We start from the raw sequence: 13825 nt of genomic DNA, 5'->3' as shown, positions 1-13825 counted from the left end.
AAGACGCGACTAGGCGGAATGGCCGCTGTTGTTACCGACGTCGTCGGAGCCCGGGATGTAGGTGAACACGCCGTAAGTGGGCTCCACCCGCGCCCGGTACAGGGACTCGGCGGCGGGCGAGCGCAGCTCGAAGCCATACAGGGGCGCGCTGCTGCCCGACTGCGGCAGCGGGCACAGGGTACCGCGCGCTGATTTGGGCGCCGTGCCCATATACTTGCGGTAACAGCGACTGAAGTGGGTGGCGGAGACGAAGCCGCACATGGAGGCGATCTCGACAATCGAGCAGGACGTCTGCTTGAGCAGGCGCCGCGCCCGGTCCAGCCGCAGCTTGAGATAGTATCGGGACGGCGTGCAGCCCAGGTGCTTGAGGAACAGCCGCTCCAGTTGGCGTCGCGAAATCCCCGCCAGCAGCGCCAGTTCCTGCAACTCGATGGGTTCCTCGATATTGGCCTCCATGAGCTGGGCCACTTCCGCCAGCTTGGGCTGGGCCACGGCAATCTGGTGGCGCAGGGGCAACGGCTGCTGTTCGCTGTCCTCCCGCACCCGATCGCAGATGAACATGTCGGACACCGCGTCGGCGAGGGCCTGGCCATGGCGCCGCGCCAGCATGCCCAGCATCATGTGCAGCGGCACCTCGCCGCCGGTGCAGGTCATGCGGTCGCGATCGAGGGTGTAGAGCCGGTTGTTGCAATGAACCCGCGGGAACCCCTCCTGCAGCGCCGCCAGGCACTCCCAGTGGGCGCTGCAGTGGTAGCCATCCAGCAATCCCGCGCTGGCCAGCACATAGGCGCCGGTACACAGGGCGCCCAGGGTGGTCTGGCGACGCGCCTGGCGCCGCAGCCAGGTCACCTCGCGGCTGGTAAAGCTGTTGGTGACGTCGATACCGGCGGTGACAATCACCAGGTCGAAAGGGCCTGCATCGGGCAGGGCCGCATCGGGCATGATGGTGATACCGTCGCTGGCGCGGGCGGGACGCCCGCCATCGGTGACCAGCTGCCAGCTGTAGAGCTCGGATCCGGCCAGCTGGTTGGCCATTCGCAGCGGTTCGATGGCGCTGGCCAGAGCCATTAGCGTGTAGTTGTCGATCAGCAGGAAGCCGACCCGGTAGGTGGCCGGCCCCGCCCCGGGTGTCGGATTGCGGTTGGGTTGGGTCACGCCATCACCCCCTCGGGACGCACCGGTCCCGGCTGGCTGCCCCGCCCTGCGGGACAGCGGTTCATTCCCTGACAATAATCCCCGACAACCCGGCTCGCAAGCCTTGCGGACAGACGCACGCAACAACGCACGAAGCCGGCGGTGTACCGGCTTCGTTGTCGCGCCCTTCAGGAACGCTGACGGGCGTTGTCCGGATCGTAGAGACCGCGATAGCCAACCGATTCGATGCGGATCGGATAGTGTTCACTGAAGTATTCCAGCAGCAGCTCCCGGCCCTCCTGGGCGTATTCGTGGGGGATGTAGCCCAGCAGGATGGTCTGCCCCACCGAGGGCCCGAAGGCGACACTGCTGTTGTACGATCGGCGCCCTTCGCTGTCCACCAGCACCTCACCGGAGTCGGGATCGAGAATCGGCCACTGCCCCACCGGGTAGCGCGCCACACCGTTGGCGTCCCGGTTCTCCAGCAGGGTCAGCGTGCACAGGTAGGCCGGCTGGTGGGCTCGCTCGCGCTGCTCCAGATACGCCGCCTTGCCGTGGAATTCCGCCTCTTTCACCTTGGGCCGGGCCAGATCCGCCTCGTACAGGTTGTAGTCGGTCTCCAGGTCGACATTCTGCAGGCGCAGACTGTTTTCCAGACGCCGGGTATTGGCGTAGGTCTCGATACCCACCGGCGTGACGCCAGCTTCGTAGAGCAGATCCCACAGGCGCAGGCCGTAGCTGAACGGCACGTACAGCTCCCAGCCCTGCTCGCCGACGTAGGAAATTCGAAACGCCCAGACCGGGATGCCCTGCACCCAGATGTTGCGGGCGGTGGCGAACGGGAAACGCTCATCGGACAGTTCGTCCGGATCGTCCATGAACGGTTCCAGGGTGGCCCGGGCGTTGGGCCCCCAGAGCCCCAGCGTGGCCAGCGCGTCGGTGCGGTCTTCCACGTCGTAATCGTTAAAGCCCTTCTCTGCGGCCCGGCGCTTGATCCAGACCAGGTCACGATGGCCAGTGTCGCCGCCGCAGATCACCCGGTAGCGATCGCTCTCCAGTCGCACGATGGTGAGATCGGAATGGATGCCGCCGACGCTGTCCAGAAAATGGGTGTAAACGCCCTTGCCCACCGGCGTGGTGCCGCCCACCTTGGCCACCGACAGGTATTCCAGCAGGGCCTCGGCGTCCGGGCCGGCGATGTCGTAGATGGCAAAGTGGGACAGGTTGATCATGCCCACGTTGTCGCTCATCTCCAGCTGCTCGGCGTTGGAAACCTCCCAGAAGTGGCGCGCATCCCACTCGTTTTCCCGCACCGGGATACGATCCCGGTACTTTGTTAACAGGGTGGCCTCGTTGGATTGGTAGCCATGAGCCCGCTCCCAGCCCGCCGCTTCCATGAAGTACCCGCCCAGTGCCACCTCGCGCAGGTAGAAGGGGCTGGTGCGCAGGCGACGGCCGCTCTCGTAGGGCTCGCGCGGATGCACCGCCGGGGTGTAGATCTTCTTGGCGGTCTCGTAACAGCGGTCATAGACGTAACCCGGTCGCTTCTGTACCGGGTAGAAGCGGGCGATGTCGACGCTGTGCGGGTCCATCGGCGCGCGGCCGGTGGTCATCCAGTCCGCCAGCACCTTGCCAGCGCCGGGGCCGTCTTTGACCCAGACCGCCTCGCAGAACCACAGATTCCGGACTTCCGGCGTCTCGCCGATCATGGAACCGCCATCGGGCGTGACCGACAGCAGACCGTTGAAGGAACGCTTCTCCTCCCAGCCCAACTCGCCCAGGATGGGGGTCATCTCGATGGCTTTTTCGTAGGCGGACATCACCTGCTCCAGACTGAGATCGCGCATCGATGGGGAGAGCCGCGCATCGCCCGGCTCGGCGATGTCCCAGGGGTTAACCAGGCGGGGATTGTCCGGCTCGTAATAGCCCCACTCCACGTGGCCGCCTTCGGTGGTGGACGGGTCGCCGGTGTCGCGCACGTAGGCGGAGTTGCCCTGATCGCGGAACAGCGGCCAGACCATCTCCTCGCCGGTGCCCTTGAGTGCGTCGTAGGGTCCGAAGAACAGCAGCGGATGTTCCACCGGCATCAACGGCAAGGGCGCAGCGGCGGTGTTCGCCATCAGCGGCCCCCAGATGCCGATGGTCAGCACCACGTAGTTGGCGCGGATGTAGCCGCGGTCGGTTTCCACGCCACACACCCGGCCGTCCTGCACGTCGATGCGCCGGGCCGGGGTGTTGGCAAACGCCTGCAGGTGGCCGCTGGCCACCGCCTCGTCCACCAGGTCGCCGGCCACCTTCTGGGAGCGCGGCACCACCAGGCCCGCGTCCGGGTCCCACAGGGCGCCCTGGATTTTCGTCTCGTCCACCAGCGGGAACAGTTCCTTGGCCTGGGACGGCGTGATCAGGCTGACGTTGCTGCCGAACGCCTTGCCGGAGGCCACCTTGCGGCGCAGCTCGTCCATGCGTTCCGGGTCGTCCACGTGAGCCACTTCCATACCGCCCTTCTGCAGATAGTTGCCGCGCTTGGCGTAGAACGCCTGGCTGTACCGGGTGGTGTAGATGTTGAGCTTGTCGTGGGAGGTGGTGAAACAGAAATCCGAAGCGTGGGATGTGGAGCCGATGTCGGTGGGAATGGCGGATTTCTCCAGGCCCACGATGTTGGTCCAGCCCTGCCCGATCAGGTGGTGGGCCACGGAGGCCCCGACAATGCCGCCCTGACCGATGATGACGACGTCTGCACTTTCCGGAAGCTGAGCCATAGGATCACCTGCGACTGGGGCCACCCGCGGCGGCCGCTGATAACAACCGGTGTGACCGCATCCGGCCCACCTGCCTGTTCTCAATCTGAAAGCCTTTGGCCACCGCTGGCTGAACGAATGCGACACACAATCAACCAAAAACGGCATGGCGGTTTTCGGGAACGGGAACCTGATGTCTGCAACTTTCCGCAGAACCCGCGGTCACTCCCGGAAACGGAGGCGGAACCAATGGTCTGAAAGGAACCGGCATCGATTTCCGCTATGCTTGATAAAAACCGATAACACACTGATGGGAGGGAGAAACATGTCGATCAGGGACAACGCCGAGCGTTACGGGCAAGTCAGCCGCTGGCTGCACTGGGGGATGGCCCTGCTGATTCTCTGGCAGTTCCTCAGCGCCACCGCCCATGCACTGCTCAGCGACACGCCGGTCGAGGAATTCCTGTGGGCCACCCACAAGCCGCTCGGCTTCCTGCTGCTGATTCTCGTGGTCATCCGCGCGCTCTGGGCGCTGTCGAACCTGTCCAGCCGACCGGCGTCGATCAACGCCCTGGCCAAACTGGGCCACGTCGGGCTCTATGGCCTGTTATTCGTGGTGCCGGCGCTGGCCCTGCTGCGCCAATACGGCTCGGGACGCGCGTTCGATCCCTTCGGGATACCCCTGTTCGCAGGCTTTGAAGGCGACGAGATCGCCTGGATGGTCGAGCCGGGCAACTGGCTGCACAGCTGGCTGGGCTGGTTGATGCTGGTGACCATCGTTGGCCACATTGCCATGGTGATGCACCACCGGCGCCGGCCGGACCAGATCGATGTCTTGCCACGCATGGTGCGCTGAGCGGGATTTGGTGCGATAAGCGAAAAGAAGAGGCGGGAAGGTTGGAGTGCTCACCGTGGTTCGCGCTCCCTGCGAACCTCGACGATGGCACGAAAGGCAGGTGGCGTTATCCGCCGCCTGTCGCCGGGCGCCTCAGTGGCGGCGGCTACGTCCGTTCTTCAGACGCGAGTAGGTTGCGGTAGCCACGCCCAGCCAGGCTGCCAGTTGATAGTCGGGCACACGCTCGACCAGTTCGGGGTAGTCGCGCACCATGATCTGGTAGCGCTCCTCGGCGCTCAGGGTCTGGCGTTCGAACTCGCGCATGGTGGCGCGTTCAGCCAGTTCTTCCATCAGGGCCAGGGCGAAGTGGTCCCAGGTCCCTTCGCCTTCCTGCTTGATGCAGTCACGGAATGGCAGGAAGTCGGCCTCCCAGACCGTGCAGGGTGTGACGGTGGTCAGGCACAGGGTGTTTCGTTCGGAGCGGGTCCGGGCGAACACCGGCCAGATGGCACTGCCTTCTTCAAAGAAATGATGGATGCTGACGCGGCCTTCGTCGTTCTTGCGATACAGACGGGCAATGCCGTATTCCACCAGATAGATTTTCTTCCAGGTACTGCCGCGATTCTCCAGGTTAACCTCGGCCCCGTAGGTACGGTGCTCGAACAGGGCCGCCATTTCATCCAGCGACTGGCGACGCTGGCGCGACAGCCGGTCCGGCATGCCCCAGCCCAGGACGCGGGCAAGACTGTTGCGCAGGGCGCGGGCCCGACCTTCGCCGGGATCCTTGGTGGACCAGCCGTAGGGTTCGGGAATTTCGTTGGAGAGGACGCTTGATGATGAAGAGGAAGGTTGGTTCAGAATCTGCGAGGCAGATGAAACGAGTACATCATTATGTTTTCCCATTACATAACTCCACCTGACTGACGTGCGAAATCGTTAGCGCGCTATTATTACACTTGCTTTCACTCATAAAAACTGATTTATATTGATCTTATCTAGCAACATTTTTGATTGAACTTTCGGATTCAATTATGGATACAGAACTGGCCCGTACGTTTTTGGTCGTCGCGGAGACCGGAAGTTTCATTAAAGCCGCCGATCGGCTGAGTATTTCCCAGACCACAGTGACCGCCCGCATCCGCTCGCTGGAAAGCCAGCTGGGCCAGTCGCTGTTCGTGCGGGGCCGCCACGGCGCCAGCCTGACGCCCCAGGGAGACCGCTTCATGCCCTCGGCCATGTCGATCCTGCAGGTGTGGGAGCGAGCCCGGCATGACGTCAATGTGTCTACCGAGCACGAGCACGTGCTGTCGGTCGGCGGTGAGCTGAGCCTGTGGAATCCCCTGTTACTGAACTGGCTGGTGTGGATGCGCAAGAACTGCCCGGAGGTGGCCGTGCGCACCGAGGTGGGGGATTCCGCCAGCCTGATCGGCAAGGTGGAACGGGGCATCCTCGATATCGCCGTGGTCTATTCGCCGCTGTACCACCCCGGACTGGTGGTGGAGATGCTGGAGGAAGAACGGCTGATCATGGTGACCACCGACCCCTCCGGCTTCACCGCCGAGAACGAACACTATGTCTACGTCGACTGGGGGCCGGAGTTCTCGGCCCATCACGACCAGGCCTTCCCCAACCTCAAGCGTTCGGGGATCTTCGTCGGCGTGGGACCGCTGGGCCTGAGTTACATCCTGTCCGCGGGCGGCGCCGGCTACTTCCGCGAGCGTGCCATCCGCGGCCTGCTGGACGAGGGGCGGCTGTTCCGGGTGCCCAACGCGCCGGCCTTCCCCTACCCGTCCTACATGGTGACCACGGAAAGCGAACCGGCGGATGCCATTGGCCGCGGCATGGTGGGCCTGCGCCGGGTGATTCGCGACGGCATGTCGCCCTGGGTGATGCCGGTATAGGCCGGCTCCGCTGGCCGCCTTGACCGAGGCGGCTCATACCGGTGTTCTATATGGGACATAGGGCTTATACTGCTTGTATGCCTGTAGTGCATTCTTTAGCATTTACCCTGATCTTTTCTCCCCCATTTCCTGTAGTGAGCAGCATTTTTCATGACTGATGGCGCCAGCAACCGCATTTCCAGTGGTTCCAAGTACCGCAGCGAACAGGGATTCTCGGCCATCAAGGACGGCATCAAACGCTCTTCCAACGCCGAGACTCCGGTCTCGCGCAAGCCCAGCTGGTTACGGGCGCGAATGCCCGGCGGCGAGCGTTTCGATGCGGTGCAGCGCAACGTCAAGGAACACCGGCTGAGTACGGTGTGCCAGGAATCCCACTGCCCCAACATCGGGGAATGCTGGAACAACGGCACCGCCACCATCATGGTGATGGGCTCGGTCTGTACCCGCGCCTGCAAGTTCTGCGCGGTGGACACGGGTAACCCCAAAGGCTGGCTGGACCAGGACGAACCGGAAAACACCGCCAAGTCCGTGGAGCTGATGGGCCTGCGCTACATCGTGCTGACATCGGTCGACCGGGACGACCTGGAAGACGGCGGCGCCGCTCACTACGCTGCCTGTGTCAGCGCCATCAAGGCGCGCACACCGCAGGTGGCGGTGGAAGCGCTGACGCCGGATTTCGATGCCGTCGACGCCTATGTGGAGAAAGTGGTGGACTCCGGCCTGGACGTGTTCGCCCAGAACGTGGAAACCGTCGAGCGCCTGACCCACTACGTGCGCGATCCGCGCGCCGGCTACCAGAAAACCCTGAAGGTGCTGGAGCACGCCAAGAAACACCGCCCGGACGTGCTCACCAAAACCAGCATCATGGTCGGCCTGGGAGAAACCGAAGAGGAAATCCTGCAAACCATGGACGACCTGCGCGCCGTGGGTGTGGATATCCTGACCATCGGCCAGTACCTGCGCCCCACCCCGAACCATCTGCCGGTGGAGCGCTACGTCACGCCGGAGGAGTTCAACCGCTATCGGGAGATCGGCCTGGAGAAAGGCTTCATGGAAGTGCCGTCCGGCCCCATGGTCCGCTCCAGCTACCGCGCCGACCGGGTGTTCGAGCAGAACAACCTGGGCCTGGCCATGCCCGCAGTACCGGAAACCCGTGAGCCGAAAGACGACAACCTGATTCCGCTCAAGGCCGTTGAATAGGCAACGCCGTCAGCCCCGTCCCGGTACAGGAAAGCCAGCGCTCATGCGCTGGCTTTCTGCGTTTTAAGTCGGAGACGTCGCTCGGCTAGCTGCCAAACCGCCTCAGGACAGCACGGACCGATCCCGCGTAGCCACCACCGAACAGATTGAGGTGGTTAAGCAGGTGATAGAGGTTGTACAGGGGAATCCGCTCTTCCCAGTCCGGCGCCAGTTCCGAGTGCGCCGCGTAGGCTTCGTAAAACGCTGTTGGCTGACGGCCGAACAGCGTGGTCATGGCCAGGTCGGCTTCCGCCCAGCCGTAATGCGCCGCCGGATCGATCAGCACCGGTTCGCCATCGGGTCCGGCGTGGACGTTACCGCCCCAGAGGTCGCCGTGGATCAGGCTGGCCGGTTGCACCGGGATCCACTCCGGCAGGCGCGCGGCGATCCGTTCCAGCGACGTCATATCAGCGCTCCCGAGCAGCCCCTGATCCCGCGCCAGACGGCCCTGGTGCAGCAGGCGCGCCTCGCCGAAGAAGGCATGACCGTCGTCCATCCGGGGGTTGGGCTGGGGCGTCAGTCCGCAGAAGTTATCGCAGGAAAAGCCAAAAGCCGTGTCGGTCGTCCGGTGCATACCAGCCAGTTGCGCCCCCAGTTCCTCAGCAAAGCCGGGGCCCGGTGAGCCGGACAGCCACTCCAGCAGCAGCCCTTCCTCGGCGACCGCCAGCACCCGGGGCACTCGCACCGAATCGCTGGCCAGCATGGCCGCCAGACCGGCCGCTTCGGCCTCGAAAAAGCCGGTCGGCGGCGAACGGTGCCGTTTGAGGAACACCGTGGTGTCGTCCACCAGGGCGACGCGAAAGGCATCGTTGATACAGCCCCCACCGAGTCCCTGCAGATCGGCCGCCTCGGGCAGGCCGGCCTGTTGCAGCAAGGTATCGAGAATCGGGTCAGTCGACATCGTGTACGCCTCGTTCACTTCGGGTTGGGCGCGGGAGCGCCTGCGCAGCCGGGCGGTATGCCCGGCATTGATTGCGCCCCGCACGCTTGGCCTGGTAGAGCGCCTGGTCCGCCTGCTGCAACGCCTGCTTCAGCGACAGCTGGCCGTTGGCGGAAAACACCGGTGACAGCCCCGCCGTCAGGGTATGCTGGATCGTGCAGCCGCCGTGTCCGGTGGGTTGCCCGGCGAAGTCCTGCCGCATGCGCTCGGCGATGTCCAACGCCACGTCTTCTGACGGCGCCTGCAGCAGGATGACGAACTCCTCCCCGCCATAACGGATGCACACGTCCGCCGGCCGGCTCACCCGGGACATCAAACTCGCCAGCGCCACCAGCACTCGATCCCCGGCCTCATGGCCGTAGGTGTCGTTCACGTTCTTGAAGTAGTCCAGGTCGATCAGGATCAGGTACACCGGAACCTGCGTCTGCGCGTAGCGTTCCCGGAACGCCTCGTAGGCCGGCACCAGACCGCGCCGATTGGTCAGCCCGGTCAGCGGGTCCTGTTGCGCCAGGCGCAGGGCCAGCCGGCGGTCCCGATCCCAGCCGCTGAGCCGCTCGCCCAGCGCCACCAGCAGCAACAGTGCCTCAAGCACCCCCGCCGCCTGGGCGAAAGCCAGGGACTCCATGCCCCAGGGCAGCCAGCGGGTGGACGCACTGATCACGCTGAGCGTCAGCCCCACCCCGTAAATCACCCAGGCCAGGGCGTACCATCGGGCATAAACCTGCCCCCGACGATAAGCCATGAAACCCAGCGGCGCCAACAGCACCAACGACACAAGGGAGACATAGGACAACACCAGAACCGGCAGGTAGACACCGGCAAAGCGCAGGACCACGCCCGCCAGCATAACGGCCTGTCCGACGCGAATGAGGCGGTCGATCCATGGGAAGCCCTGGCGGGTAAACAGGAAGCTACGGGAAAACTGGAACGCAGCCGCCGCCATAAGCAGGTAGAGGATGTGAAACCCCTCGTTGTGCCAGAACACCGCCTGCGGCCACAGGTACTGGTAGGCCAGCCCATTCAGCAGCGCCCACATCAGGCCGCTGGCCACCAGGAACAACGCGTAGTGGAAATAGACCCACTGGCGCAGCATCCAGGCCGCCGCCAGCGAGACGAAGACCAACACCAGCAGGGCGCCGTAGTAGAGACCGTAGACGGCATAGGTCTGACGGGACTGGGCGGCGAAAACCGAGGCTTCGGCCAGGTGCAGGTTGAGGCTGACGCTGTCGGGCTTGTCGTTGCTCAGGCGCAGGATCAGATCGGTGTATCCGGTGGCGGGCGTGGCGTGTGCGAAGGCCAGCGTACGGTAGGCTTCACTCCGGTTGGCAAAAACCGCGCGGTCGGTCAGCGCCCGCACCTGGCGGGGCCCGCCGTTGTCCGACCAGTGAACCGTCAACCGGTCCAGATAGGTGGTTTCATGGCTGAGCACCCAGCGCACCGGTCGATCGCTGCTGTTGCGCAGTCGCAGGCGGATCCAGAAGGCCTGGTCGCTGATGCCCTGGTTAACGTCGTCGTCCGTCAGTGGTTGGTACGCATCGGGGGAAAGCTGCGCGAGGGTCCGGTCCGTCGGCGCTCGCTGAAACATCGCGGGGGCACGGACCAGTTGGTCATGGAGCGAACCGATTTCTATCGCCACCTCGTTCGCCGGCGCCGCCACAGTCGGAGCCAGCAGGCCCAACACGCACCACACGATCCAGGCGCATTTGCCGGACCACAACCTGACGACATACAACATGCTGGGGCGAAACACCTCGCGCTCAATCATCCGGTGTGCGCCACACAGTGTGAAATCTCACGGGGGGTGAAATGTCACGGGTGGACGGTCCCGGGCTCATACCTTCCCGGCTACAGACAGGATATGGCCGGGATATTGCCAGAAAGTCTAGCCAAACCGGGCGACACTGCCAGCCCGCCGGCACCATGCGCTCGACCAAGGTCACATTCCGTCGGGACCGGCATAGGGCCTAGAATGGTCGATATCCCCTATTACATGCCACGTCAGGATGGAGACTGCAATGAGACGTGTTGTGATCACCGGTATGGGCATCGTGTCCTGCCTGGGCAACAGCATTGAAGACGTGAACGCCAGCCTGAAGTCGGGCCGTTCCGGTATTCGCTTCAACGAAACCTATCGGGACCAGGGCTTCCGTAGCCAGGTTTCCGGATCGGTCGACGTCGATACGTCGGTGATCGATCGCAAAGTCCGCCGCTTCATGGGCCAGTCGGCCATGTACAGCTACCTGGCCATGCAGGAGGCGATTGCATCCGCCCAGCTCGACGAGAGCCTGATTTCCAGCGACCGCACCGGCCTGATCGCCGGTTCCGGCGGGGCCTCCTGCTCCAGCCAGGTGGAAGCGGTGGACATCATGCGCGAGCGCGGCGTCAAGCGCATCGGACCGTACATGGTCCCGCGCATCATGACCAGCACCGTGTCCGCGTGCCTGGCCACCGCCTACAAGATCCGTGGTGTGAACTACTCCATGTCCTCCGCCTGCGCCACCAGCGCCCACTGCATCGGACACGCCATGGAACAGATCCAGGCGGGCAAGCAGGACATCGTCTTCGCCGGCGGCGGCGAGGAAGAGGACTGGACCCTGACCATGCTGTTCGACGCCATGGGCGCCCTGTCCACCAAGTACAACGACGCTCCGGAAACCGCCTCGCGGCCGTTCGACAGCGGTCGTGACGGCTTCATCATCGCCGGCGGCGGCGGCATGCTGGTGGTCGAGGAGCTGGAGCACGCCAAAAAGCGTGGCGCCAACATCATTGCCGAACTGGTCGGCTACGGCGCCACCAGCGACGGCTACGACATGGTCGCGCCCTCCGGCGAAGGCGCCCAGCGCTGCATGAACCAGGCGATGGCCACCGTCGACGGCAAGATCGATTACATCAACGCCCACGGCACCAGCACCCCGGTCGGCGATGTGGCGGAAATGAAGGCGGTGCGCAACACCTTCGGTGAGCACATCCCGGCCATCTCCTCCACCAAGTCCCTGTCCGGCCACTCCCTGGGCGCAGCCGGCGTGCATGAGGCGATCTACTCGCTGCTGATGCTGCAGAACGGCTACATCGCCGGCACCGCCAACTACCACTCACCGGATGCGGAAATTGCTCATATGCCGATTGTCGGCCCTGATGCAAAGTCGGCGCATCTGGATCGGGTCATGTCCAACAGCTTTGGATTCGGCGGCACCAACGCCTCGCTGGTTTTCCAGCGCTTCCAGGACTGAACCGGGCAACACGGGGCGGGAGCCACTCCCGCCCTGCCCCCTTGTCCAGGCGCATCCGTAAGGTTGGCAAAGGCTCCCGTCGCGATTAAGGTGGGAACGGTGACAAGGAATCAGGGTAAGGTTATCCATATGGGCGAACGCATCTCCACACTGCGCGCCTCGGCACTCAAATCCGGCTGCCAGCACTGCAGCCTCAGCAACCTTTGCCTCCCGCTGGCGGTGAGCGATACGGAAATCGAACGCCTGGAGGACATCGTCCAGCAAGGCCGCGCCATCGACCGGGGCAAGCATGTGTTCCGCCAGCGCGATCCCTTTCGCTCCTGCTTTGCGGTGCGCAGCGGGGCCGTAAAGACCTACATCATCTCGGGCTCCGGCGAAGAGCAGATCACCGGCTTCTACCTGCCGGGTGAGCTCATCGGTCTGGACAGCATGACTGAGGACGGTTATTCCTGCTCGGCCAAGGCGCTGGAACGCAGCAGCCTGTGCGAGATTCCCTTCGATAAGATGGAGGAGCTGGCCGCCCGCATTCCATCGTTGCAGCATCACTTCTTCCAGTTGATGAGTCGGGAGATCAAGAACAGCCAGAACCTGTCGCTGTTGCTGAGCAAGAATTCCGCCGAGGAGCGAATCGCATCGCTGCTGCTGTCGCTGTCTTCGCGCTTCAGCCGGCGCCGGCTGTCCGCCACACAGCTCTCGCTGCCGATGCCGCGGCACGATATCGCCAATTATCTGGGACTGGCCGTGGAAACGGTGAGCCGGGTGATGACGCGCTTTCACCGCCAGGGGCTGATCGAATCCCACGGCCGGGAAGTCAGCCTGCTCGATATTGCAGGCATACAGGCCATTGCCCACGGCGGCGCTCAGTAAGCCGCCGCGCCGCTCGCTCCTGCCTCGAATCGCTTACGGCAGCGCCGCTTCGGTGCTTCCGGCCAGCAGCGATGCCTCCTCTTTCAGGCGCGTGCGCCAGGGCTGCTGCTTAATGCCAAAGGTATTGCGGATCTTGATGCAACCCAGAGTGGTGTTCTGCGGCTCCAGTCGCGCCCAGTCGGGAATCTTGTCCACCACGTGCACGGACTCCAGCTCCGGCAACGCGTTGACAATCTCCAGCCCCAACTCGTACTGACTGATTTCCTCGGCGCCGGCGTACTGGTACGTGCCCCAGACCTCGGCCCCGCAGTCGATCTGCAGCACCAACGCGCGAATCACGCGTGCCAGGTCCTTGAGCGCGACCGGCTGGCCTCTGTGGCGGCTGGACAGCTCCAGTTGCGTGGCCCCTTCGGCGGAGGCGGTAATCTTGCGGATAAAGCGCTCCAGGCTCCAGCCAGTGCGCAGGATCAGATGATGCGGCAGCAGCGTACGCAACCCCTGCTCACATTCCCACTGCCAGTTGCCCAGCTGGCTGAACGGCTGGCCCGGATTGGAGGTGATGTAGGCGCTTTGCTTGCGGCCGTCGAAGACGTAGCAGGTGGTGAGCTGCAGCAGGGCCATCCTGTGGGCGCGAGCGTGTTCCGCAAGGGCCATGGGGATGGAAAAGGTCCACTGGCGGATGGTTTCCGGGTCCGATTCGGCGGCTTCCGGATCGTTATGCCAGAGGGTGTTGACGATCAGGTCGGTTTCCGCGGGAATCCAGTCATCCAGTGCCGCGGCATCCACGTCGTCCGGACTGTTGATCAGTAGCGGGCGTATGGACAGATGCGTGCCCCTGAGGGCTTCGAGCACCAGTCGGCCAAGCGGGCCGTAATCGTGTACAACCAGAACATTCACGCGGGTCTGAACTCTCCGTGCAATTCATCAATTCGGGGCGACTG

General features: G+C 64.0%; 11 protein-coding genes. 5 read left to right on the top strand and 6 right to left on the bottom strand.

Annotated features, from left to right (window positions below; genetic code table 11):
- Nucleotides 1-9 precede the first annotated feature (9 nt).
- Together gbdR and DKK67_RS15335 are read right to left on the bottom strand one after the other, a co-directional pair.
- Nucleotides 10-1155, bottom strand: coding sequence for a choline metabolism transcriptional regulator GbdR (gene gbdR / locus DKK67_RS15340; protein ID WP_228160671.1), 1146 nt, complete (start codon nucleotides 1153-1155; stop codon nucleotides 10-12).
- A gap of 167 nt (nucleotides 1156-1322) precedes the next feature.
- Nucleotides 1323-3893: a GcvT family protein gene (locus DKK67_RS15335; RefSeq protein WP_111497384.1), complete on the bottom strand. Its 2571-nt coding sequence runs from the start codon at nucleotides 3891-3893 to the stop codon at nucleotides 1323-1325.
- Between the two features lie 304 nt (nucleotides 3894-4197).
- Between DKK67_RS15335 and DKK67_RS15330 the strand changes: the two genes are divergently transcribed.
- Nucleotides 4198-4728: a cytochrome b gene (locus DKK67_RS15330; RefSeq protein WP_111497383.1), complete on the top strand. Its 531-nt coding sequence runs from the start codon at nucleotides 4198-4200 to the stop codon at nucleotides 4726-4728.
- A gap of 132 nt (nucleotides 4729-4860) precedes the next feature.
- On the opposite strand, the gene DKK67_RS15325 is transcribed toward DKK67_RS15330, so the two are convergent.
- A complete protein-coding gene (locus tag DKK67_RS15325; protein ID WP_111497382.1) occupies nucleotides 4861-5610 on the bottom strand; it encodes a Crp/Fnr family transcriptional regulator in 750 nt (249 codons plus the stop codon).
- Nucleotides 5611-5738: 128 nt separating this feature from the next.
- On the opposite strand from DKK67_RS15325, the gene DKK67_RS15320 reads away from it, so the two are divergent.
- Together DKK67_RS15320 and lipA are read left to right on the top strand one after the other, a co-directional pair.
- Nucleotides 5739-6608 (top strand): LysR family transcriptional regulator, encoded by an 870-nt coding sequence (locus tag DKK67_RS15320; protein ID WP_111497381.1) that lies wholly within the window; start codon nucleotides 5739-5741, stop codon nucleotides 6606-6608.
- Between the two features lie 150 nt (nucleotides 6609-6758).
- On the top strand, nucleotides 6759-7808 hold the full coding sequence (gene lipA / locus DKK67_RS15315) for a lipoyl synthase (RefSeq protein ID WP_111497380.1): 1050 nt from the start codon (nucleotides 6759-6761) through the stop codon (nucleotides 7806-7808).
- A gap of 85 nt (nucleotides 7809-7893) precedes the next feature.
- Here the strand turns inward: lipA and DKK67_RS15310 are convergent, their stop codons facing one another.
- A complete protein-coding gene (locus tag DKK67_RS15310) occupies nucleotides 7894-8748 on the bottom strand; it encodes a fructosamine kinase family protein (RefSeq protein ID WP_111497379.1) in 855 nt (284 codons plus the stop codon).
- Nucleotides 8738-10522: a sensor domain-containing diguanylate cyclase gene (locus tag DKK67_RS15305; protein WP_204355847.1), complete on the bottom strand. Its 1785-nt coding sequence runs from the start codon at nucleotides 10520-10522 to the stop codon at nucleotides 8738-8740. The genes DKK67_RS15310 and DKK67_RS15305 overlap by 11 nt, the downstream gene beginning before the upstream one ends.
- Before the next feature lie 280 nt (nucleotides 10523-10802).
- Between DKK67_RS15305 and fabB the strand changes: the two genes are divergently transcribed.
- Both fabB and fnr read left to right on the top strand, forming a co-directional pair.
- Nucleotides 10803-12017: a beta-ketoacyl-ACP synthase I gene (gene fabB, locus DKK67_RS15300; protein WP_111497378.1), complete on the top strand. Its 1215-nt coding sequence runs from the start codon at nucleotides 10803-10805 to the stop codon at nucleotides 12015-12017.
- A gap of 129 nt (nucleotides 12018-12146) precedes the next feature.
- Nucleotides 12147-12884 carry a fumarate/nitrate reduction transcriptional regulator Fnr gene (gene fnr, locus DKK67_RS15295; protein ID WP_111497377.1) on the top strand — a complete coding sequence of 246 codons (738 nt, stop codon included), beginning with the start codon at nucleotides 12147-12149 and terminating at the stop codon, nucleotides 12882-12884.
- 33 nt (nucleotides 12885-12917) lie between these two features.
- Here fnr and DKK67_RS15290 read toward each other — a convergent pair whose 3' ends face one another.
- Nucleotides 12918-13781 carry a sugar nucleotide-binding protein gene (locus tag DKK67_RS15290; RefSeq protein WP_111497376.1) on the bottom strand — a complete coding sequence of 288 codons (864 nt, stop codon included), beginning with the start codon at nucleotides 13779-13781 and terminating at the stop codon, nucleotides 12918-12920.
- Nucleotides 13782-13825: the final 44 nt, after the last annotated feature.

Source organism: Marinobacter bohaiensis (genome assembly GCF_003258515.1).
In the GTDB taxonomy this organism is placed as follows: domain Bacteria; phylum Pseudomonadota; class Gammaproteobacteria; order Pseudomonadales; family Oleiphilaceae; genus Marinobacter_A; species Marinobacter_A bohaiensis.
This window is presented reverse-complemented; position numbering and strand designations above follow the sequence as displayed.

What these genes read in the sequence shown, in the direction of transcription:
- DKK67_RS15335 (WP_111497384.1), bottom strand. Translation starts at nt 3,893, where the DNA reads ATGGCTCAGCTTCCGGAAAGTGCAGACGTCGTCATCATCGGTCAGGGC.
- DKK67_RS15330 (WP_111497383.1), top strand. Translation starts at nt 4,198, where the DNA reads ATGTCGATCAGGGACAACGCCGAGCGTTACGGGCAAGTCAGCCGCTGG.
- DKK67_RS15325 (WP_111497382.1), bottom strand. Translation starts at nt 5,610, where the DNA reads ATGGGAAAACATAATGATGTACTCGTTTCATCTGCCTCGCAGATTCTG.
- DKK67_RS15320 (WP_111497381.1), top strand. Translation starts at nt 5,739, where the DNA reads ATGGATACAGAACTGGCCCGTACGTTTTTGGTCGTCGCGGAGACCGGA.
- lipA (WP_111497380.1), top strand. Translation starts at nt 6,759, where the DNA reads ATGACTGATGGCGCCAGCAACCGCATTTCCAGTGGTTCCAAGTACCGC.
- DKK67_RS15310 (WP_111497379.1), bottom strand. Translation starts at nt 8,748, where the DNA reads ATGTCGACTGACCCGATTCTCGATACCTTGCTGCAACAGGCCGGCCTG.
- DKK67_RS15305 (WP_204355847.1), bottom strand. Translation starts at nt 10,522, where the DNA reads ATGTTGTATGTCGTCAGGTTGTGGTCCGGCAAATGCGCCTGGATCGTG.
- fabB (WP_111497378.1), top strand. Translation starts at nt 10,803, where the DNA reads ATGAGACGTGTTGTGATCACCGGTATGGGCATCGTGTCCTGCCTGGGC.
- fnr (WP_111497377.1), top strand. Translation starts at nt 12,147, where the DNA reads ATGGGCGAACGCATCTCCACACTGCGCGCCTCGGCACTCAAATCCGGC.